The organism is Vagococcus acidifermentans (assembly GCF_003987655.1).
Classification (GTDB): Bacteria; Bacillota; Bacilli; order Lactobacillales; family Vagococcaceae; genus Vagococcus_B; species Vagococcus_B acidifermentans.
In genome coordinates this window covers 21,044-45,831 of record NZ_NGKC01000016.1, presented here as the reverse complement: position 1 = coordinate 45,831, position 24,788 = coordinate 21,044, and the positions used below count along the sequence as shown (strand labels likewise).

General features: G+C 48.4%; 18 protein-coding genes. 5 read left to right on the top strand and 13 right to left on the bottom strand.

Translation table 11 applies throughout. The features are described from left to right. Positions 1 to 438: 438 nt before the first annotated feature. The 3 genes from guaA to CBF27_RS11985 form a co-directional block, all read right to left on the bottom strand. Complete coding sequence (gene guaA / locus CBF27_RS11995; protein ID WP_126814671.1) at positions 439 to 1,968, bottom strand: glutamine-hydrolyzing GMP synthase; 1,530 nt, start codon at positions 1,966 to 1,968, stop codon at positions 439 to 441. Between the two features lie 53 nt (positions 1,969 to 2,021). Then, a complete protein-coding gene (gene coaA / locus CBF27_RS11990) occupies positions 2,022 to 2,945 on the bottom strand; it encodes a type I pantothenate kinase (RefSeq protein ID WP_126814634.1) in 924 nt (307 codons plus the stop codon). A 70-nt stretch (positions 2,946 to 3,015) separates the two neighbouring features. Then, the gene (locus CBF27_RS11985) at positions 3,016 to 3,549 is read right to left on the bottom strand and encodes an acyl-CoA thioesterase (protein WP_126814632.1); all 534 of its coding nucleotides are present in this window, start codon (positions 3,547 to 3,549) and stop codon (positions 3,016 to 3,018) included. A gap of 90 nt (positions 3,550 to 3,639) precedes the next feature. Here CBF27_RS11985 and CBF27_RS11980 point away from each other — a divergent pair, with 90 nt between their 5' ends. The 4 genes from CBF27_RS11980 (at position 3,640) to rpoC (ending at position 12,364) form a co-directional block, all read left to right on the top strand. Continuing rightward, positions 3,640 to 4,215 (top strand): SGNH/GDSL hydrolase family protein, encoded by a 576-nt coding sequence (locus CBF27_RS11980; protein ID WP_126814629.1) that lies wholly within the window; start codon positions 3,640 to 3,642, stop codon positions 4,213 to 4,215. Continuing rightward, positions 4,216 to 4,818 (top strand): class I SAM-dependent methyltransferase, encoded by a 603-nt coding sequence (locus tag CBF27_RS11975; protein WP_126814627.1) that lies wholly within the window; start codon positions 4,216 to 4,218, stop codon positions 4,816 to 4,818. Between the two features lie 271 nt (positions 4,819 to 5,089). Beyond that, on the top strand, positions 5,090 to 8,668 hold the full coding sequence (gene rpoB, locus CBF27_RS11970; RefSeq protein ID WP_170175109.1) for a DNA-directed RNA polymerase subunit beta: 3,579 nt from the start codon (positions 5,090 to 5,092) through the stop codon (positions 8,666 to 8,668). 45 nt (positions 8,669 to 8,713) lie between these two features. After that, positions 8,714 to 12,364 (top strand): DNA-directed RNA polymerase subunit beta', encoded by a 3,651-nt coding sequence (gene rpoC / locus CBF27_RS11965; RefSeq protein WP_126814623.1) that lies wholly within the window; start codon positions 8,714 to 8,716, stop codon positions 12,362 to 12,364. A gap of 45 nt (positions 12,365 to 12,409) precedes the next feature. Here the strand turns inward: rpoC and CBF27_RS11960 are convergent, their stop codons facing one another. Continuing rightward, a complete protein-coding gene (locus tag CBF27_RS11960; protein ID WP_170175108.1) occupies positions 12,410 to 13,123 on the bottom strand; it encodes a prepilin peptidase in 714 nt (237 codons plus the stop codon). A gap of 164 nt (positions 13,124 to 13,287) precedes the next feature. Between CBF27_RS11960 and CBF27_RS11955 the strand changes: the two genes are divergently transcribed. After that, positions 13,288 to 13,749: a Dps family protein gene (locus tag CBF27_RS11955; RefSeq protein WP_126814619.1), complete on the top strand. Its 462-nt coding sequence runs from the start codon at positions 13,288 to 13,290 to the stop codon at positions 13,747 to 13,749. Between the two features lie 106 nt (positions 13,750 to 13,855). Here CBF27_RS11955 and CBF27_RS14200 read toward each other — a convergent pair whose 3' ends face one another. The 9 genes from CBF27_RS14200 to serC form a co-directional block, all read right to left on the bottom strand. After that, positions 13,856 to 14,017, bottom strand: a complete 162-nt coding sequence (locus tag CBF27_RS14200; protein WP_170175107.1) for a hypothetical protein — start codon at positions 14,015 to 14,017, stop codon at positions 13,856 to 13,858. A gap of 40 nt (positions 14,018 to 14,057) precedes the next feature. Next, the gene (locus tag CBF27_RS11950; protein WP_126814617.1) at positions 14,058 to 15,104 is read right to left on the bottom strand and encodes an aldose epimerase family protein; all 1,047 of its coding nucleotides are present in this window, start codon (positions 15,102 to 15,104) and stop codon (positions 14,058 to 14,060) included. A 130-nt stretch (positions 15,105 to 15,234) separates the two neighbouring features. Next, the gene (locus CBF27_RS11945) at positions 15,235 to 17,844 is read right to left on the bottom strand and encodes a YfhO family protein (RefSeq protein WP_126814615.1); all 2,610 of its coding nucleotides are present in this window, start codon (positions 17,842 to 17,844) and stop codon (positions 15,235 to 15,237) included. A gap of 113 nt (positions 17,845 to 17,957) precedes the next feature. After that, positions 17,958 to 18,791 (bottom strand): histidinol-phosphatase HisJ, encoded by an 834-nt coding sequence (gene hisJ / locus CBF27_RS11940; RefSeq protein ID WP_126814613.1) that lies wholly within the window; start codon positions 18,789 to 18,791, stop codon positions 17,958 to 17,960. 21 nt (positions 18,792 to 18,812) lie between these two features. Then, positions 18,813 to 20,060: a glutamate-5-semialdehyde dehydrogenase gene (locus CBF27_RS11935; protein WP_126814611.1), complete on the bottom strand. Its 1,248-nt coding sequence runs from the start codon at positions 20,058 to 20,060 to the stop codon at positions 18,813 to 18,815. Between the two features lie 17 nt (positions 20,061 to 20,077). After that, entirely contained in the window at positions 20,078 to 20,890 is an 813-nt protein-coding gene (proB, locus tag CBF27_RS11930) for a glutamate 5-kinase (RefSeq protein ID WP_126814609.1), read from the bottom strand. A 17-nt stretch (positions 20,891 to 20,907) separates the two neighbouring features. Then, positions 20,908 to 22,155: a DUF1015 domain-containing protein gene (locus CBF27_RS11925; RefSeq protein ID WP_126814607.1), complete on the bottom strand. Its 1,248-nt coding sequence runs from the start codon at positions 22,153 to 22,155 to the stop codon at positions 20,908 to 20,910. A gap of 1 nt (position 22,156) precedes the next feature. Beyond that, complete coding sequence (locus CBF27_RS11920; RefSeq protein ID WP_126814605.1) at positions 22,157 to 23,347, bottom strand: 3-phosphoglycerate dehydrogenase family protein; 1,191 nt, start codon at positions 23,345 to 23,347, stop codon at positions 22,157 to 22,159. Beyond that, complete coding sequence (gene serC, locus CBF27_RS11915) at positions 23,344 to 24,438, bottom strand: 3-phosphoserine/phosphohydroxythreonine transaminase (RefSeq protein WP_126814603.1); 1,095 nt, start codon at positions 24,436 to 24,438, stop codon at positions 23,344 to 23,346. The genes CBF27_RS11920 and serC overlap by 4 nt, the downstream gene beginning before the upstream one ends. Positions 24,439 to 24,788 lie beyond the last annotated feature (350 nt).

Sequence of the window (24,788 nt, the reverse complement as noted above, 5' to 3'; positions counted from 1 at the left end):
CTAATCGAGTTAACAATTCCGCTTCCTATAGAGTGTATTTGATGGTATTCGTTATTTTTGAAACTCTATCCAAATGTTAGTAAAGTGTCGTTAGATACAAATTAAGAGCACCGGGGACTACCAGAAAGAATCAACGACCATTTAATGGGAAGAATCGAGAGAGGGAAGCACTTCCCCACATTTATCTCTATACTCTTATCTTTGTACTAAAAAAGACTTTATATTTTTTGTTTTGGCGACATTATTTATTCTGACATAAAAAATGGAATCAAAAAAGAGCCTTGCTTTCTTGCTACAAGGCTCTTTGAGCAATTCGAAATAGGAAAATCCAATAACCATTTTGGCGGAGAACCTATTCAAATTGACTTGTTTCCATCCATTTCATATGTGCCTAAATGCTGTTAAATCAACGTTTACCCACCAAGTTATCATGCTCTTTTATTCCCACTCCACAGTCGCAGGCGGCTTGCTCGTCACATCATACACGATACGATTGACATGTTCGACTTCGTTGACAATCCGTACACTGATTTTTTGTAGGATGTCCCAGTCGATTCGTGCAAAGTCAGCGGTCATGCCGTCAACGGACGTGATAGCTCGGATGCCGATAGTATAATCATATGTTCGGCCGTCGCCCATGACACCGACGCTGCGGATGCCTGGCAGTACAGTAAAGTATTGCCAGATATCTCTATCCAGTCCGGCTTTGGCGATTTCTTCCCGCAGGATAGCGTCGCTTTCTCGGACAATATGGAGTTTTTCCTCAGTGACTTCGCCCAAGACACGGATGCCAAGTCCCGGTCCCGGGAATGGCTGACGCCAGACGATTGAGTCTGGCATGCCCAGCTCAGTACCTAGCGCACGTACTTCATCTTTAAACAATGTATTCAGCGGTTCAATCAATTTGAATGTCATGTCCTCAGGCAGTCCGCCGACATTGTGATGGGACTTGATGACTTCTGCTGTGTCTGTTCCGCTTTCGATGACGTCGGTGTACAGTGTACCTTGTGCCAGAAATTCGATGCCGTCCAGTTTGGCAGCTTCGTCGTCAAATAGATAAATGAACTCATTGCCGATGATTTTGCGTTTTTGTTCCGGGTCAGAGATGCCTTTTAGTTTTTCCAAGAAGCGTTTCTGGGCGTCGACTTTGATGATGTTCAGTCCGAATTTGCCGCCTAGGCTTTCCATGACTTGTTCGGCTTCCCCTTTTCTGAGCAGCCCGTGGTCGACAAAAATACAAGTCAGCTGGTCACCGATGGCTTTTTGCAGCAGTACGCCGACGACACTGGAATCGACACCGCCGGAAAGAGCGAGCAGGACTTTTTTATCGCCGACTGTCTCGCGGATTTTTTGGATTTCAATGTCAATAAAGTTTTCCATCGACCAGTCGCCTTTGCATTGGCAAATGTCAAAGGTGAATTTCTTCAGCATGTCGGTGCCGTATTCAGAGTGCTGTACTTCCGGATGAAACTGTACAGCATAGAAGTTTTTGTTTATGTTTTGCATAATGGAGATAGGGCAAGCCTTGCTTGTTGCAACAATGTCAAAACCTTCCGGCACTTTTGTGACCAAGTCGCCGTGGCTCATCCAGACTTGCTGGTGTTTCGGCAAATCTTGAATCAGCAGGGAGTCCGGCTTGGTAATGTCGATAATTGCTTTGCCGTATTCGCTGTTGTCGGCTTTTTCAACTTTTCCACCTAATGAATGCGCCATCAGCTGCATGCCGTAACAAATACCCAGTATCGGGATACCCAATTCAAAAATTTCCGGATCAATTGAGAAGGCTCCTTCACCGTACACACTTAAAGGACCTCCGGAAAAGATGATGCCCTTCGGTGCGATTTTTTTGATTTCTTCGATAGAAATTTTATGGCTGTATAATTCTGAAAAGACGCCCAGCTCTCTAATGCGGCGCGTAATCAGCTGATTATACTGGCTGCCAAAATCTAACACAATGATTTTTTCCATGTCTTTTAATTCGGTCGTATTGAACAACTGTTTTCACCCTTATCTCTCTTTTTTTAAAATTTTCTTAGCAAAACCTCGTCGATTTTATGATTTTCCTTTTTATGCAGCACGATGTCAGCACGGCTGCGGGTAGGCAGGATAAATTCGTTGAGGTTTTTTAAATTGACTTTCTCCCAAACGTTTTCCGCCATGGCCATGGCTTCTTCTTTTGGTCCGTTCGCATATCCATAATAGTAGTTGTTTTTATCATTTTTTGCAAGCTTCAGCAATGCCTCAAAGCGTTCTAAATACCATTTTCTGACCAGTTCAGAATCAGCATCGACATAGATGGAAAAATCAAAAAAGTCGCTGACGTAAATTTGCTGGTTTTGAGGCAGCTGCAGGACATTGATTCCTTCGACGATTAAAATGTCCGGCTGTGTGATTGTTTCATACATATCCGGAATGATGTCATAACTCTCGTGGGAGTACATCGGAATATGGATAAACTCCTCGCCGTTTTTGACGGCATTTAAAAATGCCAGCAGTTTTTCCATGTCGTAACTTTCAGGGAATCCTTTACGGTCTAGGATGCCCTTTTCTTTCAGAACTCGTGTTGGATAAAGAAATCCGTCAGTTGTGATCAGCTGAACGTGTTTTTTCTTTAATAATCGCGACAAAATCATCTGCAGCAGTCGCGCAGTGGTACTTTTTCCGACCGCCACACTGCCGGCAACACCGATGATGAACGGTGTGGAACCGACGAACTGCTGCATGAACAGCCCTTTGGCAAGCTGGAGGGATTCATATTCTTTCATATAAATATTAACAAGATGGGTTAAAGGAATATAAATATCCTGCACGTCTTGCAAGGAAATCCGGTCATTAAAACTTTTGATTTGCATTAATTCGCTCTCTGTGAGAGGCGGGACACCATTTGGGTAAAAGCTTTGCCACTCCTCTCGTGTAAAACGATGAAAATTCATTTTTTCTTCCAATTTATTACTCCTATTTTTCACGCGTTGTTTTCTTTATGCTACCATATTTTAACGGAAAAATTAAGTGAAATTAGTCATCAATCCAAGGGATAGCTAAGGATATATGCTCTGCGAATGCCTCATTGTCCGAAAGTTGTTCCAGTCTGCGCTGGCGGCGCTTCTGATAGTTAGCGCAAATCTGTTTTTCTTCTTCTGTTTCAGGTGTAATCTCAGGTACTTTCGTGAAGGAGTCAGGCGTGTTGACAGCAACAAATGTCATAAAGCTGGTAGCTGCCAAATAGCGTTCGCCGGTTGTTAGCACTTCGCCGATGACTTTGATAAAGACTTCCATTGATTTTCTGCCCGTCCCGGTGACGTATGATTCTACACAAACAGAGTGGTGATCCATGATGGGATGCAGGAAATTCAATTCATCTGTGGAAGCAGTCATGACATCCGAACGGGAATGGCGGGCTGCCGAAATGGATGCTGTGTCGTCAATGAATGCCATCAGCTTTCCGCCAAAGAGTGCGCCGAAGGAGTTCAGGTCGCCGGGGAAAATCCGGTGTGTCTGAATCACGCGTGTTTCCCGACATTTTTTCACTGTACATTCAGGTGTTTTCATGTAAAAAGGCCTTCTTTCATGCTATGATATGCTAAGACGTGGTTGATTATAACATATTTTATAGAGACAAAACATACTGAGGTGTTGAGGATGACGAAAATTATTCTGTTTGGCGACAGTATCACGGCGGGTTATTCGAAGGGGAAGGTGACTGATCAGCTGACGCGCCGCATTAAAGTGTCGTTTCCGGCAGCTGATGTGGTGAATGCCGGAATACCAGGTGAAACAACTAGGGAGGCACTTTTGCGTGTGTCCCGTGATGTTTTGGAGTACACCCCTGATGTCGTCACCCTCTTTTTTGGTGCTAACGATGTGGCAGAAAACAGGCACTTGAGCTTGGCTGACTATGAAGCGAATTTGAAACAATTGATTTCACTCATTGGTCCTAAGCGGACGGTGCTGGTAACAGGACCTTATACTAATCAGCAAGAACAAGGCAAACAGCGTCCTCTGTCGCGGATTGAAGCTTACGTTGAAAGTGCACTCAGGATAGGCAAGGACAGTTTGTGTACGACAGTGCCATTATACGAGATGATGCAAAGAAGCGGTCGTCCGGACGAGTGGCTTCAGTCGGATGGGCTTCATTTTTTTGAGGCTGGTTATACACAGCTGGCGGCGCTGATGACAGAGGCGATTCGCAAAACGATGAAAGGCAGGGAGCGTTAAATGACAGATCACTACTTTACCAATCAGCCGGATGCGCCGCATGCCCGGAAGGAGTGGCAGTTTGAACTGCTCGGCAAGCAGTTTCGTTTTACGACTGACCGCAACGTTTTTTCAAAACAAACAGTGGACTTCGGTTCGCGAGTGCTGATTGATACCTTTGATGATACGGCTCTGCCGGCAGGTGCAATCTTAGATGTGGGATGCGGGTATGGTCCAATCGGGTTAGCTTTGGCATATTCTACAAAGCGGCAGGTAGAGATGGTAGACATCAATCAGCGGGCAGTTGCGCTGGCTCAGGAAAATGCAGAAAAAAATGGTATCAGCCATGTATTGATACATACATCTGATATTTACAAAGAGGTCCACGGCACGGCGTTTGCGGCAATTGTCAGCAATCCGCCGATCCGGGCAGGCAAGCAAGTGGTCCACGACATCATCGCGGGAGCCTATCCTTTGCTGCAGACCGCCGGCACGTTGACTTTGGTTGTACAAAAAAAGCAAGGCGCACCCAGTGCCAAAAAGAAAATGGCTGAAGTGTTCGGCAACGCCGAAGTGGTTAGAAAAGAAAAAGGGTATTATATTCTGGTCAGCAGAAAAGATTGAAACCCTGCTGATAAAAACACTTGACAATGTCATTGCGATAAGATAAAATGATTAGTTGCAAAAAGCTTTATTTTACAGTGGGAAAGGCTATGAAATATTGTCCATATCCTTTTCATTGATAAGAAAAACAAAAATAGAGAGCTCTTTTTTAAGTCCTTGTCTATTTTTGGTTTTTTTTTTCAAAAAAACCGGTATCGTTACAATAATTTAAGGTTATTGTAACATCTGTAAAATAATTGATATTTTGATAAAACACAGAGGGGTGACGACTTTGGTTGGACACGTAGTCAAATACGGAAAACACCGAGAAAGAAGAAGCTTTTCCAGAATCAGCGAAGTGCTGGAACTGCCAAACCTAATTGAAATTCAGACAGATTCTTACCAGTGGTTTTTGGATGAAGGTATCAGGGAAATGTTTGAGGACATCATGCCGATTACCGACTTTAGCGAAAAGTTATCATTGGAATTTGTCAACTATGAGATGAAAGAACCTAAGTATACTGTTGAGGAAGCACGTGCGCACGATGCCAACTACTCTGCTCCGATTCATGTCACATTGCGTCTGGATAATCAGGTGACAGGCGAAATCAAGTCTCAGGAAGTCTTTTTCGGCGATTTCCCGCTGATGACCGAGATGGGCACGTTTATCATCAACGGTGCAGAACGCGTCATCGTTTCGCAGCTGGTTCGTTCGCCGGGTGTTTATTTCAATCCTAAAATTGAAAAGAACGGTCAGGAAGGTTTTGGAGCGACAGTTATCCCGAACCGCGGTGCTTGGCTGGAGCTGGAAACAGATGCTAAAAACTTGTCTTATGCACGTATTGACCGGACACGTAAAATCCCGCTGACGGTGTTAGTCAGAGCGTTGGGCTTTGGTTCGGACAGCACGATTGCTGAAATCTTCGGTGAAAGCGAAAGTCTGCAGCTGACGCTTGAGAAGGATATCCATAAAAATGCTAATGATTCACGAACAGAAGAAGGCTTGAAAGATATTTACGAGCGCCTTCGTCCTGGTGAGCCGAAAACGGCTGAAAGTTCCCGTAACTTGTTGAATGCCCGTTTCTTTGATCCGAAGCGCTATGATTTGGCGGCTGTCGGTCGTTACAAAGTCAACAAAAAATTAAATTTGAAAACCCGTCTGCTGAATCAGACGTTAGCAGAAACACTGGTTGATGCTGACACAGGCGAAATTTTGTTTGAAAAAGGCACAGTCATCTCGCGTTCAGTCATGGATGATTTGCAGCACCATTTGGACAATGGTCTCAACAGTGTCACTTACTATCCGTCAGAAGACGGTGTTGTGACTGAGCCGATGACCGTTCAAGTGATTAAAGTCTTGTCGCCTAAAGACCCTGAACGTGTGGTTCATGTTATCGGCAACGGCAACATTGATGCCAAAACCAAGACAATCCGTCCGGCGGATATCGTGGCTTCTATCAGCTATTTTCTGAACTTGATGGAAGGTATCGGCGTTGTGGATGATATCGACCACCTTGGCAACCGCCGCATCCGTTCCGTCGGCGAACTGCTGCAAAACCAATTCCGTATCGGTTTGTCCCGGATGGAGCGTGTGGTGCGCGAGCGGATGTCGATTCAAGATTCTGAAACGTTGACACCGCAGCAGCTGATTAACATTCGTCCAGTCGTGGCAGCTATTAAGGAATTCTTTGGTTCTTCCCAGCTGTCCCAGTTCATGGATCAGACCAATCCGTTGGGCGAATTGACGCACAAACGCCGGCTGTCTGCGCTTGGACCTGGCGGATTAACGCGTGATCGTGCCGGCTACGAAGTGCGGGACGTGCATTACTCCCACTATGGGCGGATGTGTCCGATTGAAACGCCTGAGGGACCAAACATTGGCTTGATTAACAGTCTATCCACTTACGCAAAAGTCAACCGTTTCGGTTTTATCGAAACGCCGTACCGCCGTGTGGATCGTAAGACAGGCCGGGTAACCGACCAGATTGATTACCTGACAGCTGATGAAGAAGACCACTACATGGTGGCGCAGGCCAACTCGCCGCTGAATGAGGACGGCTCATTTAAGGAAGATTTGGTCATGGCGCGTATTCAGAGTGAAAACTTGGAAGTTTCCATTGATAAAGTCGACTACATGGACGTATCACCTAAGCAGGTGGTGGCAGTTGCGACAGCCTGTATCCCGTTCTTGGAAAACGACGACTCCAACCGTGCTCTGATGGGTGCGAACATGCAGCGTCAGGCAGTTCCGCTGATTCAGCCGCGTTCTCCGATTGTCGGGACCGGGATGGAATACAAGGCTGCCCATGACTCGGGGGCTGCACTGTTATGTAAACATGACGGGGAAGTCGAATACGTGGATGCCCGTGAAGTGCGTATCCGCAGAAAAGACGGTGCGCTTGACAAATACAATATCATTAAGTTCCATCGTTCCAACGCAGGAACCAGCTACAATCAGCGCCCGATTGTTCGTGTAGGTGAAAAAGTCGAGGCCGGCGATGTGCTGGCTGACGGCCCGTCTATGGAAGAAGGCGAATTGGCACTTGGTCAAAACGTGCTGGTCGCATTCATGACATGGGAAGGCTATAACTATGAAGATGCGATTATCATGAGCCGCCGTCTGGTCAAAGATGACGTGTACACCTCAATTCATATCGAAGAATATGAGTCTGAAGCACGCGACACTAAATTAGGACCTGAAGAAATCACTCGTGAACTGCCGAACGTCGGTGAAGATGCGCTGAAAGATCTGGATGAAATGGGTATCGTCCGCATTGGGGCAGAAGTCAAAGACGGCGATTTGCTGGTTGGTAAAGTCACGCCAAAAGGGGTTACTGAATTATCAGCTGAAGAACGTCTGCTGCATGCCATTTTTGGTGAAAAAGCCAGAGAAGTGCGTGATACATCGCTGCGTGTGCCTCATGGCGGCGGCGGTATTGTCCACGATGTGAAAATCTTTACCCGGGAAGCCGGCGATGAGCTGTCTCCTGGTGTGAACATGCTTGTGCGTGTTTATATCGTTCAAAAACGGAAAATCCATGAGGGCGATAAGATGGCCGGACGTCACGGGAACAAAGGTGTCGTTTCTCGCATCATGCCGGAAGAGGACATGCCGTTCTTGCCGGACGGCACACCAGTCGACATCATGTTGAATCCGCTGGGCGTACCGTCACGGATGAATATCGGTCAGGTGCTGGAGCTGCATTTGGGAATGGCAGCCCGCCAATTGAATATTCATGTGGCAACACCAGTCTTTGACGGAGCCGATGATGAAGATGTCTGGGGTACAGTCAGCGAGGCCGGTTTGGCAAAAGATGCTAAGACTATCCTGTATGACGGCCGGACAGGCGAACCGTTTGACAATCGCGTGTCAGTCGGTGTGATGTACATGTTGAAACTGGCGCACATGGTTGATGATAAACTGCATGCCCGTTCGATTGGACCATACTCGCTTGTCACACAGCAGCCGCTCGGCGGTAAAGCCCAGTTTGGCGGACAGCGTTTTGGTGAGATGGAAGTGTGGGCGCTGGAAGCTTACGGTGCTGCTTATACATTGCAGGAAATTTTAACTTACAAATCAGACGATGTTGTCGGCCGTGTGAAAACGTACGAGGCAATCGTCAAAGGTGATCCAATACCAAAACCGGGTGTACCGGAGTCCTTCCGCGTACTGGTGAAGGAACTTCAGGCGCTGGGTCTGGATATGCGCGTACTGGATGCAGACGACCAGGAGATTGAACTTCGTGATATGGATGATGACGATGATGATCTGATTACCGTTGATGCCTTGGCTAAATATGCTGCGCAAGAGCAGGCTGAGAAAAACAAGGCTGAACAGTCGTTGAAAGATGCACATGATAGCAAGGAATAGGGCATCGCGCTTATTCCGACTGATAAAGAAACGGAGGGACATCTTTTGATCGATGTAAATAAATTTGAAAGCATGCAAATCGGCCTGGCTTCTTCCGAAAAAATAAGAAGCTGGTCATATGGTGAAGTAAAAAAACCTGAAACGATCAACTACCGGACGTTGAAACCTGAACGTGACGGTCTGTTCTGCGAGCGTATTTTCGGCCCGACCAAGGACTGGGAGTGCGCATGCGGGAAATACAAACGTATCCGTTATAAAGGGATCGTCTGCGACCGCTGCGGGGTTGAAGTGACGCGCTCCAAAGTACGCCGCGAGCGGATGGGGCATATCGAGCTGGCAGCGCCGGTCACACACATTTGGTACTTTAAAGGGATTCCTAGCCGAATGGGTCTTGTGTTGGACATGAGCCCGCGGGCACTGGAAGAAATCATTTATTTTGCTTCTTACGTGGTCACTGACCCGGGCGACAGCTCGCTGGAAAGAAAACAACTGCTGACTGAACGGGAATACCGCGACAAGCGCGAACAGTTCGGCAAGTCGTTTCAGGCAAGCATGGGGGCGGAAGCAATCAAGCGTCTATTGGAAGATGTGGACGTGGAAAAAGAAGTCGCCGAACTGAAAGAAGAATTGAAGACAGCTCAAGGACAAAAACGGACGCGTGCGATCCGCCGTCTGGATATCCTGGAAGCTTTCAGAACTTCCGGCAATCAGCCAAGCTGGATGGTCATGGATGTGATTCCTGTCATCCCGCCGGAAATTCGTCCGATGGTTCAGCTGGAAGGCGGACGTTTTGCAACGAGTGACTTAAACGACTTGTACCGCCGTGTCATCAACCGGAACAACCGGTTGAAACGGCTGTTGGATTTGAATGCACCGGGGATCATTGTTCAAAATGAAAAACGGATGCTGCAGGAAGCGGTGGATGCCCTGATTGACAACGGTCGCCGCGGCCGTCCGGTTACTGGACCGGGCAATCGTCCGCTGAAATCTCTGTCGCACATGCTGAAAGGGAAGCAGGGACGTTTCCGTCAGAACCTGCTCGGAAAACGTGTCGACTATTCCGGCCGGTCAGTTATCGTCGTGGGACCGAACTTACAGATGTATCAGTGCGGCTTGCCAAAAGAAATGGCAATCGAGCTGTTCAAACCGTTTGTCATGCATGAATTGGTCGAGCGCGAACTGGCCAGCAACATTAAAAATGCCAAACGTCAAATCGAACGTCAGGAAGATGCTGTTTGGGATGTACTGGAAGATGTCATCAAAGAACATCCGGTTCTGCTGAATAGAGCACCGACACTGCACCGTCTGGGGATTCAGGCGTTTGAACCGGTGCTGGTGGAAGGCCGTGCGATTCGCCTGCACCCATTGGTGTGTGAGGCGTACAATGCCGACTTTGACGGCGACCAGATGGCTGTCCACGTACCGCTGAACGAAGAGGCACAATCGGAAGCACGCCTGCTGATGCTGGCTGCCCAAAACATTTTGAATCCGAAAGACGGCAAACCGGTCGTTACACCATCTCAGGACATGGTTCTGGGTAACTATTACTTGACGATGGAAGAAGAAGGCCAAATCGGTGAAGGTATGATTTTCCGTGATCTTGACGAAGTTTATCTGGCATGGAAAAACGGTTATGTCCATCTGCACACACGGATCGGACTGCAGACAGCGTCGATGCCTGAAAAACCATTTACCGACTGGCAGCGTGAACGGATCTTGATTACGACAGCCGGCAAGGCGATTTTCAATGAAATCATGCCGCCGGAATTCCCTTACCTGAACGAGCCGACTGATTATAACTTGACGGTTCAAACACCTGACAGATATTTCGTCGAAGCAGGTACGGACATCCCGGCTTACATCAAGGAACAACCGTTGCTGAAGCCGTTTAAGAAGAAAAACCTTGGTAATATCATTGCTGAAGTCTTTAAACGCTTCAAGATTACTGAAACATCCAAGATGCTTGACCGCATGAAAGACTTGGGTTACCGCCACTCGACGTTGGCCGGTATCACAGTCGGGATTGCCGATATCGTGGTTCTTCATGAAAAAGAAGAAATCATTGAAGCATCGCACGCTAAAGTTGATACGGTGACGAAACAGTTCCGCCGCGGACTGATTACAGATGACGAGCGGTATGAGCGGGTCATCGATATCTGGAACGAAGCGAAAGACCAAATTCAAGTGAAACTGATGGAAAGTCTGGATGACCGCAACCCAATCTTCATGATGAGTGACTCCGGAGCCCGTGGTAATATCTCCAACTTTACACAGCTGGCAGGGATGCGCGGTTTGATGGCGGCGCCGAACGGACGTATTATGGAGTTGCCGATTATTTCGAACTTCCGCGAAGGTCTGTCGGTATTGGAAATGTTTATCTCCACGCACGGTGCCCGTAAAGGGATGACCGATACTGCGCTGAAGACAGCCGATTCCGGTTACTTGACGCGTCGTCTGGTTGACGTGGCGCAAGATGTCATCATCCGTGAAAATGACTGCGGTACTGACCGCGGCTTGAACATCACCGCTATCACAGAAGGCAATGAAGTCATCGAGTCGCTGGAAGAACGTCTTATCGGACGCTACACACGCAAAACAGTCCGCCATCCTGAAACAGGTGCGGTAATCATCGGCAGCAATGAATTGATTTCTGAAGACATAGCCAAGGAAATCGTTGATGCCGGAATTGAAGAAGTAGCTATCCGTTCTGTCTTTACATGTAACACTAAGCACGGCGTCTGCAAATACTGTTACGGCCGCAACTTGGCAACTGGTTCCGAAGTTGAAGTCGGTGAAGCAGTGGGAACTATCGCTGCTCAGTCTATCGGTGAACCGGGGACACAGCTGACTATGCGGACATTCCATACCGGCGGGGTAGCCGGCGATGATATCACGCAAGGTTTGCCGCGTGTACAGGAAATTTTTGAAGCCCGTAATCCGAAAGGTCAGGCGGTCATTTCCGAAGTGGCCGGCGAGGTCATCGAAATCAGCGAAGATCCGGCTGACCGGACCCGTGAGATTATCGTAAAAGGCCAAACCGACACACGGACATATGCAGTGCCTTACACGGCTCGTCTGAAAGTAGCTGAGGGAGATATCATCGACCGCGGCGCACCGCTGACGGAAGGTTCGATTGATCCGAAGCAGCTGCTTCAGGTCAAGGATGTCATGGCTGTTGAGAATTACCTGCTGCGCGAAGTGCAAAAAGTTTACCGCATGCAAGGTGTGGAAATCGGCGACAAGCACATCGAAGTAATGGTTCGCCAGATGCTGAGAAAAGTGCGTGTCATGGATCCGGGCGATTCAGATATTCTTCCGGGAACATTGCTGGATATCGGCGAATTTACAGAGCGCAACTACAAAACGCTTGTCTCAGGCGGTTCACCGGCTACTGGACGTCCAGTACTGCTGGGAATCACGAAAGCTTCTCTGGAAACAAACAGTTTCTTGTCGGCAGCTTCCTTCCAGGAGACAACACGCGTGTTGACTGACGCAGCAATTCGCGGCAAGAAAGACCACTTGCTTGGTTTGAAAGAGAACGTCATTATCGGTAAAATCATTCCTGCTGGTACCGGAATGGCAAAATACCGCAACATGGAGCCGAAAGAAGTCGGCGTTGCCAGCGAAAATGTGTACAGTATCAGTGATATTGAAGCACAAATGGCAGCAGCTGAAGACTTGGAAGCTTTTGAATAAACAATCTGAAAAGAGAAACCTGCACGAATAGGTTTCTCTTTTTTGTCAGGATAAATAATAGCGGACTATTGTCAGAATCAAACCGATACAAAGAAAAGGGACGAAGGGCAAGTACCGTAAATCAGAATTTTTATGCCGGCGGGTAATCACACAAAAAAGAAGGGCAATCAGGCTGGCGAAAAAAATCAGTATGGCAGTCTCGAAGATTCCTAAAAAGAAAGCCCAGATAGTCAAGAGTCTTACATCGCCGCCGCCAAGTCCATCGGGTATCAGCTGCTGTATAAACACTAAGAGCACAACAACCAGCAGTGCGGCAAGCGGGTGATACGTCAGCAGCCGACCGGACAATTCATTACTGACGACAATCAGGAAGGTGAAGCCGTACATCAGTTTGGGTTCTACGATAAGATACAAATAATCAGTATAAGCAAGCGTCAGCCCCATATAAAGCAGAAAAAGCAGGGGCAAACCGAACGGCAGCGTTCCGAATACGCGGCTGTACAGCAGCAGTATGATGCCGGATAAACTTTCCATAACGGCCAGAGAAATCCCGATTGGCTGGCGGCAATAGCGGCAGCGGTTGCCTAGAAGCAGCTGGGAAAAGAGGGGCATCAATTCGTAGAAGGCGAGTGTGTGACCGCAATGTGTACAGTGGGAACGAGGAAGCAGCAGTGATTGTCCTTGCGGCAGGCGTGAAGCTGCCACTGCAAGAAATGAGCCGATGATGCAGCCGCTGTAAAAGATGAAGCACAATATCATAAAAAATCCTCCATTATTACGACATGTCACTAATAACATATGCAATCAGTTTGTTTTTTATCGCTGCTGTTATTTCATTTGTCGCATCTGATGAATGTTGCTTTATCTTTAAATTTAAAAGTGATACACTGGATATATCAAATGAATGAAGGAGAGTTGATTTAATGAGTAATGAGAAAACTAAAGCGGTGTTAAATCAGGCTGTAGCAGATTTGAGTCAGTTTGCGGTAGTTATTCATCAGGCGCACTGGTATATGCGCGGTAAAGGCTTCTTGACGATGCATCCGCGTATGGACGACTACATGGATGAAATCAATGACCATCTGGATGTCATTGCTGAACGACTGATTATTATTGGCGGCAGTCCATACTCTACATTGAAAGAATTTGCGGACAATACAAAAATTGCGGATGAAATAGGCACGTACAGCAAGACGATGGAGGAAAGAATCGCTGTTTTGCTGAAAGGCTACCGCTATTTGAAAGATTTGTGCGCGGAAGCAATTGCTGTGACGGATGAAGAAAACGACCATGTCACACAAGACATCTTTATCGGCTTCAAAGCAGATGTTGAAAAAACCATTTGGATGCTTGAAGCAGAACTCGGAAATGAACCAGGTCTGTAATTGACACGTCTGATTGACCCAAAAAATCGTGTCCGCTATCCCTTGCATGGGGTGGCGGACACGATTTTTTTTTATAAAAACAAAAGATAGTTGCGGGCGCGTGTCATCAGTGAACTATTGCAAAATAGATGACATAAACCCAGCTGAGCAGTCCGTGAAATATTGCCCACGGAATGCTTTGCCATGTTGTGTAAGATATGACCATCGCCAGTGCGCAGCCGAAGCTGATACCGGACTGGGCAACGGCTGACTTCCGTGATTGTGCCATACAACCATCTCCTTGTTATTGTCTGACAACCGGTATGTTATTAATCGGCTGTGATGGTAAAGGTTGTGCGTGATTCATAGACTTCTTCGGGGCGCAAGATGCAGTTGCCGAAATTGTCGTGATTGATGGCATCCGGTATGATTTGTGTTTCCAGTGTCACTCCGGCGTGATCGACTGCAGGTGCACCGTTCAGCATGAATTTATCTGCCATGCCGTTGCACGTATAGATGACCACAGCGGGTTCAGTCGTGCTCATTGTCAATGTATAACCACTTTCTGCTTCACTTAGTGTGGCCTGATTGTCGGTCTGCGAAAAGACGAACGGATGGTCAAAGCCGCCGACCAGCTCCGTTTGCGGATGGTCAAGGGCGAATGCTTTTGCCAGTGTATCGGCTTTTCTGAAATCAAATGGTGTGCCGTCGACAGGCAGCAGTTCACCGGTCGGCAGACACAGGTCATCAATGGCTGCAATCGAGTCGCAAGCTAGCTGCAGGACATGATCCGCTACAGAAGTCTGCATGTCTCCATGCAAGTTGAAGTAGGTATGATTAGTCGGCAGAAAAATGGTTGCCTTGTCAGTCGTCGCATGGTAGTCAATGTGCAGGCTGTTGCCGTTGGTCAGTGTGTAGGTCACGGATACGCTCAGCGTACCGGGGAACCCGTTCTCACCGTCAGGGAAAACGGCCGAAAAAATCACACTGACGGCATCTTCGGTTTCGGCTGTTTCGGCTTGCCAGAGCGTGCTGTTGAAGGCATTTTCCCCGCCGTGGAGCGTGTTGCCGTTATTGTTCTTAGTCGTCTGGTAGACGATACCGTCCAGCTCAAACTGCCCGCGGGCGATACGTCCTGCGTTGCGGCCGATGGTTGCACCGAAATAGGCGTCGTTGGCCGGCTGGATGTATTCGTCAAATGTCTCAAAGCCCAAGACGATGTTTTTGCGGCGGTTGTGTTTATCAGGGGCGATGAATTTGACCAGCGTTGCACCGTAATCCATCAGTCTGGCTTCAACGCCGTGGTCGTTGCTTAGTGTGAACAGCGTGACCGGCTGTTTTTGAAAGTGACCGAAAATCTCTTGCTTAATTTCCATGATTTACCCTCGCTTTGGTATGATTAGTTTAAAGTATAGATAATCTTTCTTGAAAAAGAAAGAGGTTTATTAAATTATTGAAAACTGCCATCAGTCGTGCTGCAATTAAGTAGTGACTGATGGCAGTGTTTTAATCCAGTTGGCGTTTTTTCCGGCAGTAGAGTGCAAACAGGACAAATCCGCCGGTGCCGGCAACGAAACATACAATGCCGGCAATCAATCCTGACGGCAGGAAGACCAGTTTCAATTCATGTGTCCCTTTTGGAAGGTCAAGCATCAACAGCCCGTCTTTAAACGCGGTGGTGGTGATTTGTTTGCCGTCGAGATAAGCGCGCCATCCTTTATCATACGGAATGGTCGTCAGCAAAGTCTGCGGCTGGTCGATATCGACCGCGGCTGTCGCGGTGCGTCCGTCAACGGAGAAAGCCAGTCCGTTTGCTTGAATGGCATCCACGCTGCGCTGAAATGCATTGACGTCCAGCAGCAGAACGGGCGGGTCGACAAGATTGATTTCTTTCGTGCCGTAGAATGAAACAGTGAATACGACTGTCGTCTCCGTTTCAGTGTAGCCCAAATTGTAGTATTGACCGGTGATACCGATTTGTGTTTTGTACGCCGTGCCGTTGACCATGACTTCTGCTGTGGAGCTTTCCAGCTGGCCGAAGTTTGTCGGGAACAAGCTGAGATAAGCCTGTTTTCCCGCCGGAACGGTGACTTCCCACGTCACTTCTTTGGCAAGGTTCGGTTTCTTTTCGACCAGTTTGATTTCATTTTCTGCCACGTGCGTCATAGTCGTGTTGCTGGTTTTAATGACGGTCGGGGATGCAAATGTAAAATACGTTTCGTTAGAACCTGCCAGCTGGTTAAACAGGGCAGTTTGTGCGCCAAGGTTGTCGTTTTCAGGAAAGTTCAGCCCGGCGATGCTGCTGTCTGTCAGCATCCCCAGCGGCAGAGCATTGCTGTTTTGGAATAATTTGTACTTGCCTTGACTGCCGATTTGTTCAAACCCGTATTTTAAAATCTCCTGGTCAGAAATATTGTGCCGGATACCGGTGAAGGCATCCATCAGCAGCGTGTTGTTCTGATAGCGGATATTCAGGTTGGTTCCCCGCGAACGGAAGCCCAGATCATTCATCACGCTGGAAGAATGCCGGTTGCGGATGGAAGAAAACATGCTGATACCGCTGAACCCGTAATTGAATGCGTCATTGGATGAAATCGGCGCCAGTGATTCCAAGCGGAAAAAATCCGTGCCGTTTGCTTTGTCGGCTTGTGTGACTAACTGCTTGTAATCTTTGTAAGGTGCAGAAAACAAGCTGCGGGAAGCGTAGTTCCAATCATCAAGGATGCCGTTGAGCATTTTGTTGGTGTTGAGCATTGCTTCACCGCTCATCAGTATCAATAGCAGAACTGCCAGCCGTTTTCGGGGCAGCTTTTGAAGCTGGTAAAACATGATGACCAGCAAATAAACGAGTAAAAAGACGATGGTAGCCACATATAAATCAATCGTGACAAATGTGTAGCTTTTTTTATCAGGAATAAATTTGGCCAAGGTCATCAGCACTGTCAGGACAGCAAAGACGCCTGCCAAATATCCGCCGTCGGCCGGTTCCAGTTTTTCCCAGCCGTAGCCTGCCAGCATGATGACCAGAAAGGAAAATAAAAAGCTGTAGCGGAACAGAAACATATTTGGTGCATGCATGCCGTGCCAGAACAAATTGAGCGGCTCAAGGTAAAAGCTTGCGATCAGGATGACAAAGAGTGAGCCGAATGCCAATTTCTGCTTGACAGGGATTTTTTTCGTGACAAAGAAAAACAGACAGAACGTCAGCGGCAGCAAGCCGACATAGATAAACGGAATCGAGCCGTATTTGGTGGTATCAAAGACGCCGATCATATTCTTGATCAAGATGTCCCAGAACGCTGTTGCCTCAGTTTTTAACTGTGTGATTTCCGTCAGTGTTTCTCCGTTGGCGCGCAAGTCCATGACAGCCGGCAAAATCATAATCATGGAGGCGCAGCCTGCCAGTAAAGATGTGGTAAAGTAGGGCAAAATCGTCCGTTTGTACCGGCTGAACTGTGTCGTCAAACGAGCCAGAAAATACAGAACAGAAAAAACGCCGATCATGAAGCCAAAGTAAAAATTGGACACAAATAAGAGCAGATAGGAGACGAACAAGGTGACCGGCTTGCGGTCGTCCATCAGCCGGTTAATCCCTAAAATAATCAGCGGCAAATAGAGAAAAATGTCCAGCCACATAATCAGTTCGGAGTGGGCGGTGATGAACGACATCAGCGAATAGGCGACGCTCAATGACACAAATGTCCACCGCGGCAATTTAAACGTGTTTTTGGCATAGACCCAGAACGCGACACTGGCACAGCCGATTTTCAGCAGAGTCAGCAGATAAAGGGCATCGGGCATGGCGCTGTTGTCAAAAAAGAAGACGAGCGGTGTAAAAATGCCTCCGAGATAATAGGAGACCAGCGCCAAATAATTCAGGCCGAGTGATGCGTTCCAATTATAAAACAAACTTTGCTCGCCGTGCAGCACGTTTCTGAAACTGGCGTGGAAATTGGCAAATTGGGAGAAGGCATCGCTGGCGAGGACGCTGCGCTCGCTGCCCCAATAAATATTTAAGCTCAAGTACATGAAAAACATGATGGCTACAGGTATGAAAAAAGCGGCAGCCAAGTACCTGCCCTCATGTTTCAAATAGTGTTTAATGGATGTTATCATAGCTGAAAACCTCACAAATCATTGGTTGATAAAATTCATTGTAACACAGTTTAGAAACAAGAAAAATGGAAAATGAGAGAATCATCAGAAGACGGTTCTCTCATTTTTTAAGATTATGGAAGTAAAGCGGAAACAATGTCGTACCCTCTGCCGACATCAGCTAAATCATGGGCGTCGGAACCGTAAATCAGCGGGATTCCCGCCTGCCGGGCTTGTCTGATGAGCGGCTCGGGCGGATAGATGTCGCGGCAGTCGGGTTTGAACAGACCGGCGGCGTTGACATCCAACGTATATCTTTTTGCTTTTATTTGCGTCAAGAGCGTATCAATGAGTGCCAAGCTGTCTGCTGACAGGGAAGTGTCCTCGTCAGGAAAAGCCAGCTGAAATTTCTGACATAGCGAGATGTGTCCCAACCGGGTCGGTTTGTACGGTCCTAAATCTGCCATTAGAGAGTCTTGGATCATGCGGTAATAGGCCAGCTGTGCCGACTGGAACGAACCGTAGCGGGCGATGATGCCCTCAGCGTAGTCTTGCGGCTGATAGTCGATACACCGCAGTCCGTCTACACCGTCAAGAAAATGCACAGACAGGATGCCGTCATCCATTTGTGGTCCGTATTCATTCAGGAAGTCGGTCGTCCAGTGCCGGTGTCCGGCGAGGTAATCGACCTCGAAACCGACCAGCAGTTCTATGTCGGCAGCGTATTTCTTTTTCAGGCGTTCCATGTGTATGAAATAATGGCGCACATCATTGAGCGGCATGGTGCTGCTCGTCCAAATTTCCGGTTCGCCGCCGCTATCCGCCAGACCGTCGGGCGGCAGCGGTGCATGTTCAGTGATGCTGTACCGTTTGAATCCTAACGCGATTGCCCGCTGGACCAGCTCTTCGACATCTGCGACAGTGCCGTGCGGGCAGTACTCTGTATGCGTGTGTCCGTCATGCTTCATCTGTTTTTCTCCTTTCCGCTGTTATTGCCGTATTTGTCCTTCACCGTAAATAATATATTTAGTCGTCGTCAACTCGTGCAGGCCCATTGGTCCGCGGGCATGAAGTTTTTGTGAGCTGATGCCGATTTCCCCGCCAAAACCGAAAACACCGCCGTCGGTGAAACGGGAAGAGGCGTTGACATAAACAGCTGCGGCATCAACTTCCCGGAGAAAGCGTTGTGTTCGGTGATAGTCATTGCTGATGATGACTTCAGAGTGCCCGGTTCCATAAGTACTGATATGAACCAAGGCATCATCGATGGAGCTGACCACTTTGACAGCCAGTATGAGGTCCAGAAATTCGGTGGCGAAATCCGTGTCGGTCGCCGGGACAGCTTTGGCAAGATAGGCCATTGCGCGCTGGTCGGCACGCAGTTCGACCGCTTGCTCAGAGAGTTTTTGTTCAATGACCGGCAAGAAGCGCTCGGCGACAGCTTCATGAATCAGGAGAGTTTCAGCCGCATTGCAGGCAGACGGGCGCTGACACTTGGCATTGACGACAATGTCGGCTGACATGTCAAGTGCCGCCCCTTCATCAATGTAGATGTGGCAGTTGCCGGTGCCAGTTTCGATAACGGGTACCGTCGCAGTCTGCACAACGGTCTGAATGAGGCCTGCGCCGCCGCGGGGAATCAGCACATCGAGGTAGTCATTGAGCTGCATAAACGCGCGGGCTGTCTCCCGCGAAGTGTCTTCAATCAGTTGCACGGCATATTTAGGAAATCCCTCCCGTACCAAGGCTGCCTGCATGATCTGCACCAATGTCTGATTGGCAGCTAACGCTTCTTTGCCGCCCCGCAAGATAACAGCATTGCCTGCTTTGAAACAGAGTGCGGCTGCATCAGTCGTGACATTTGGGCGTGCTTCATAAATCATACCGATGACGCCGAGCGGGACGCGCTGTTTGCCAATCAGCAGCTGGTCGTGGTTGCGCCACATTTTTTCCACTTCGCCTACCGGGTCAGCCAGTTCGGCGATCATGCGGATGCTGGCGGTCATATCAGCCAGCCGCTGAGGTGTCAGAAGAAGGCGGTCGAGCATGGCTTTCGGGTAGTTTTGTTGTGCCGCTTGTGCCATGTCGGTTTGGTTGGCGGCAAGTATGCGTTTTGAGTCTGTTTCGATTGCTTCTGCCATCGCGTTTAGTGCGCGGTTTTTGTCGGCGGTCGCAACGTTATTCATAAACACTGCGCTTTCACGGGCATTTTTCCCAATCTGGTTTAAATCTATCATAGAAGAGCTCCTTTCCTTTAAGCGTCCTTTGCAAAATAAGTGCCGATTTCTTTGCCTTCCAGCAAGTCAAAAATAACGGTCGGGTCTTTGCCGCTTGCCAAGAGCATGCGGCTGTTGTTTTGCATGACCAGATTGGCGGCAACGAGTTTGCTCAGCATGCCGCCGGTACCGAAGCGGCTGTTGCTGCTGTCGGCCATCCGATAATGCTTATCGGTAATCTCCCGCACATGGGGATGCAACTTGGCATTCGGATTGGTATAAGGATTATCTGAAAAGAAGCCTTCAATGTCTGACAACATAATCAGCAAGTCTGCTTCCATGAGGTTGGCCACAATCGCCGACAGTTTATCGTTGTCGCCGAACTTGGTCAGGTGGTCGAGCTCTTCCACCGCCACGCTGTCATTTTCATTCACAACGGCGACGGTTTTCATCAGCAGGAGCTGATTGAAGGTGTTGATGACGTTTTTCCGGCTTTCCGGAAATTCGACGATATCCCGGGTCAGCAGCACTTGTGCAGACTGCTGATTGTAATATTGAAATCGCTGGCTGTACAGCTTCATCAATTCCAACTGGCCGATGGCCGCGATTGCCTGCTGTTCCGGAATCGTGGCAGGGCGCTTGCTCATCCCGAGCTTTTGCAGACCAACGCCGATGGCCCCTGATGAAACGAGAATGATTTCGTATCCCCGATTGGTCAAATCGGCGAGGGTAAATGAGAGCTGGTCGATAAATTTTAAATTGATTTCCCCATTTTGATAGACTAGCGAGCTGGTGCCGACTTTAACGACAATCCGGCTAGCCTCTTTGATTCCAGTACGTGTGTTGTTCATCCCTGTCGTTCATTCCTTTAGCGAGAGTTTGTTTCTAAATCATATAAAAAGAGTCCGCTTAACAGTTTTGGTTCAAACCATGTGGATTTCGGCGGCATGATTTCCCCTGCATCCGCAACAGCCAGCAAGTCTGTCATACTGGTTGGATACAAGGCGAAGGCAATGTTGAAGTCGCTGCTGTCAACCAGCTTTTCCAATTCCTGAATTCCCCGGATTCCGCCCACAAAGTCGATGCGGTTGTCCGACCGGCTGTCGTGGATGTGGAAAATCGTTGAGAAAACCTGTTCTTGCAGGATGGCAGCATCCAAACTGTCAACGAGCCCTACAGGTATTTTATCCTGTTTTAAATTCAATTGATACCATTTTTTTTCAAGGTACATGGTGAATGCGTGTTTTTTTTCTGGCTTGTTGTGCGCCGCTGATATTTCTGCGATATCAAATGATACTGACAGCTGTTCCAGCAAGTTTTCAGGAATCGGGACATTGAGGACCCGGTTGTAATCATAAATGGCCAGTTCATCTGCCGGGAACAGCACCGACAGGAAATAATTGGCGCGGCTCTCTGCAGGTTCAGCAGCCTGCGCCAGCCGTTTCTGCCCGACCTTGACAGCCGACTCGGTACGGTGATGACCGTCGGCAATGTACAGCGCCGGCACGTCATCGTGAAAGTAACTGCTGATGGCGCGGATTGTGTCCTGATCGTCGATGAGCCAGACACGGTGGATGACACCGTGGAAACTGTCGAAATCGTAAATTGGCGCATGGTCCGTTTGCCACCGGTCAATCAGGCTGCTGATGTCCGGCTGATTGCGGTACGTGAGAAATATCGGACTGGTATTGGCATCACAAGCGTCCACATGATTGATGCGGTCCAGTTCTTTTTCGTGGCGTGTCAGTTCATGTTTTTTTATATGCCCTGAAAGATAATCATGAATTGACGTGCAAGCGACCAGTCCCGTTTGCGAGCGTCCCGCCATGGTCAATTCATATAGATAGAACAGAGGTGCGTCTTCTTTTACCAACCATCCTTTTTCCAAAAAAGTCTTGAGGGCCAGAGCCGCCTGCTGATAAACTTTCGGGTCGTAGGGTGACAAAGTTTTTGGCAAATCGATTTCCGCCTTATCAATATGCAAATAGGAGTACGGGTTGTCCTTTGCCAAGTCATAAGCTTCCTGGGAGTTCAGCACGTCATATGGCAATGTGGCGATGTCTTTCGCCAGTTCAGGACGGGGCCGGATAGCGTGAAACGGATTGACGGTTACCATATTATGCCTCCTCCAAAGTCGGGTGTTTGATGGCGCGGACCCGGACGACATTGTCAAGCTGGCGAATGTCGTCGACCAGTGACTGGGCCTGCTCCGCGGTAAGGTCATTGATATCCAGCAAAGTATAGGCAAAGTCGCCGCGGCTGCGGTTGCTGAGGTTGTCGATATTGTATCCTTTTTCAGCTACAGTGGAAGTCACTGCCCCGATGAGATTCGGCACGTTGCGGTTAATAATCGCAATCCGGTAAGGCACTCGGAAAACCATTTCGACCGCAGGGAAATTGACAGAGCATTTGATGTTGCCTGTTTCCAGATATGTTTTTAATGTGCTGGCTGCCATCTTGGCACAGTTCGTTTCCGCTTCGGAGGTGGAAGCCCCCAAGTGCGGCAGCACGATGATCTTGTCATGACGCAGCAGGTCCGGTTCTGCAAAATCGGTGATGTAGCTTTTCAGTTGTCCGTTGTCAATGGCGCGGATGACGGCTTGGCTGTCGACCAGTTCGCCCCGGGCAAAGTTCAGCAGTACGGCACTGTTTTTCATTTTCGCCAGTTCGTCGGCACCGATTAGATGGTGGTTTTTTTCTGTCAGCGGTACATGGATAGTAATGAAATCCGAATCCGCCAGCAACTCATCCAAATCCAGCACGCGTTTCACCCGGCGGGAAATATTCCATGCGGTATCGACAGAAACGAACGGGTCGTAGCCGGAAACATCCATGCCTAAACGGTATGCGTCGTTGGCAATCATTGAACCGATGGCGCCGAGTCCGATGACACCCAGCTTTTTGCCTTCCAGCTCATTGCCGGCAAATGTTTTTTTGTTTGCTTCAACTTGTTCTTCAATGTTGTCGCCGGTCAGGCTGTTTACCCAGTTGGCGCCGGCAAGAATCGGGCGGACGGACAGCAGCAAATTGGCAAGGACCAGCTCTTTGACTGCATTGGCATTAGCCCCCGGTGTGTTGAAGACGACAATGCCCTGCTCTGTGCAGCGCTCCACCGGAATGTTGTTCGTACCGGCCCCGGCTCTGGCAACTGCGAGGACACTTTCAGGGAACGTGTAGTCATGCAGTTTTTGGCTCCTCAGCAAGATAGCGTCTGGCGTCTTGCCGGCATTGAATGTGTAGTGGGCCTGATCAAAGCGTTGAAGGCCTTCTGCTGCGATTTCATTGAAAATTTTTATGTCATAAGTCATGCTTGATTTCCTCCATGTGTGTGTTCAAAGTCAGTCATGAAAGCGACCAGTGCTTCCACTCCTGCTAGCGGCATCGCATTGTATAAGCTGGCGCGCATCCCGCCGACAGAGCGGTGGCCTTTCAGATTCACAAGGCCATGCTGCGCCGCTTCCTTGACAAATAGCTGATCCAGTTCAGCCGTCGGCGCGATAAACGGGATGTTGGTCAGCGACCGGTCGGCTTTGTTCACCGGCGACGTGAAGAAGTCGGACTGGTCGATATAATCATACAGCAGACCCGCTTTGCGGCGGTTTGCTTCTGTGATTGCCTGGACGCCGCCTTTTTCTTTCAGCCATTCAAAGACCAGTTTGGCGATATAAATGCTGTATGTAGGCGGTGTGTTGTAGAGCGACCGGTTTTCTGCCTGAACGGTGTAGTTCAGCATTGCCGGCAGTGTGTCATTTTTTTGCAGCAAATCTTCGCGGACGATGACGACTGTCAGTCCGGCAGGTCCGATATTTTTTTGCGCGCCGGCGTAAATCAGACCGAAATCGCGGACATCATAATCATTGGACAGAATGTTGGATGACATATCCGCTACTAATGGTATGCCGCCTGTTTCCGGTAAAGTCTGAAACGCGGTTCCTTCTATTGTATTGTTGGTTGTGATGTGCAGGTAAGCGGCATCTTGCGCCAGTGTATCTGCCGGGCAGGAAGGGATAGTTGTGAACCGCTGTTCTTCACTGCTGGCGGCTACCACAGGTGTAACACTGCTGATTTTGTGCGCTTCTGCGATGGCTTTTTTGGCCCATGACCCGCTGTTGATATAGTAGGCAGTGCGTCCCGCTGCCAAGTTAAGCGGAACCATGGTGAATTGCAGGCTGGCTCCTCCTTGCAGAAACAGGACCCGGTAATTGTCCGGAATCGCCATCAGTTCCCGCAGCAGTTTTTCTGCATCCGTAATGATGTCGTCAAAAAGGGAGGAGCGATGACTGAGTTCCATTACGGACATGCCGCTGTTCTGGTAATTGAGCAATTCATTTTGAGCAGTGAGCAGGACCTCATGCGGGAGCATAGCGGGCCCGGCTGAAAAATTGTAAATAGTTGTCATAGACTGACCTCTCCTTTAAGAATAATGTGATTGTCTTTTTTGTAATGTGTACCATTATATCAGACACTAAAGATGAAAGGAAGATTAAAAAATAAAAAACTTTTGGTGAGAAAACGTTTTTATCAAGCCATTCGACCGCTTCGCACTGACGGCAAGTCAAAAAAACGTGCTGGCAGACATGAAGTGCTGCTGTGTGATTTTTTTAATTATTATCGGCGAAAAAAAAGACATCTTTCCGGGAAAAATGTGTGAAAAAGTTGATTGACATTTCAATAAAAGGGTCTATAATCAAGGTATTGTAATACTTTTCAATAAGGAAAAACGGACGTTTTCAGATGCTTCTGATGTGA

Coding starts and splice junctions, on each gene's coding strand:
- guaA (WP_126814671.1), bottom strand. CDS start 1,968: ATGGAAAAAATCATTGTGTTAGATTTTGGCAGCCAGTATAATCAGCTG.
- CBF27_RS11985 (WP_126814632.1), bottom strand. CDS start 3,549: ATGAAAACACCTGAATGTACAGTGAAAAAATGTCGGGAAACACGCGTG.
- CBF27_RS11980 (WP_126814629.1), top strand. CDS start 3,640: ATGACGAAAATTATTCTGTTTGGCGACAGTATCACGGCGGGTTATTCG.
- CBF27_RS11975 (WP_126814627.1), top strand. CDS start 4,216: ATGACAGATCACTACTTTACCAATCAGCCGGATGCGCCGCATGCCCGG.
- CBF27_RS11960 (WP_170175108.1), bottom strand. CDS start 13,123: ATGATATTGTGCTTCATCTTTTACAGCGGCTGCATCATCGGCTCATTT.
- CBF27_RS11955 (WP_126814619.1), top strand. CDS start 13,288: ATGAGTAATGAGAAAACTAAAGCGGTGTTAAATCAGGCTGTAGCAGAT.
- CBF27_RS14200 (WP_170175107.1), bottom strand. CDS start 14,017: ATGGCACAATCACGGAAGTCAGCCGTTGCCCAGTCCGGTATCAGCTTC.
- CBF27_RS11950 (WP_126814617.1), bottom strand. CDS start 15,104: ATGGAAATTAAGCAAGAGATTTTCGGTCACTTTCAAAAACAGCCGGTC.
- CBF27_RS11945 (WP_126814615.1), bottom strand. CDS start 17,844: ATGATAACATCCATTAAACACTATTTGAAACATGAGGGCAGGTACTTG.
- hisJ (WP_126814613.1), bottom strand. CDS start 18,791: ATGAAGCATGACGGACACACGCATACAGAGTACTGCCCGCACGGCACT.
- CBF27_RS11935 (WP_126814611.1), bottom strand. CDS start 20,060: ATGATAGATTTAAACCAGATTGGGAAAAATGCCCGTGAAAGCGCAGTG.
- proB (WP_126814609.1), bottom strand. CDS start 20,890: ATGAACAACACACGTACTGGAATCAAAGAGGCTAGCCGGATTGTCGTT.
- CBF27_RS11925 (WP_126814607.1), bottom strand. CDS start 22,155: ATGGTAACCGTCAATCCGTTTCACGCTATCCGGCCCCGTCCTGAACTG.
- CBF27_RS11920 (WP_126814605.1), bottom strand. CDS start 23,347: ATGACTTATGACATAAAAATTTTCAATGAAATCGCAGCAGAAGGCCTT.
- serC (WP_126814603.1), bottom strand. CDS start 24,438: ATGACAACTATTTACAATTTTTCAGCCGGGCCCGCTATGCTCCCGCAT.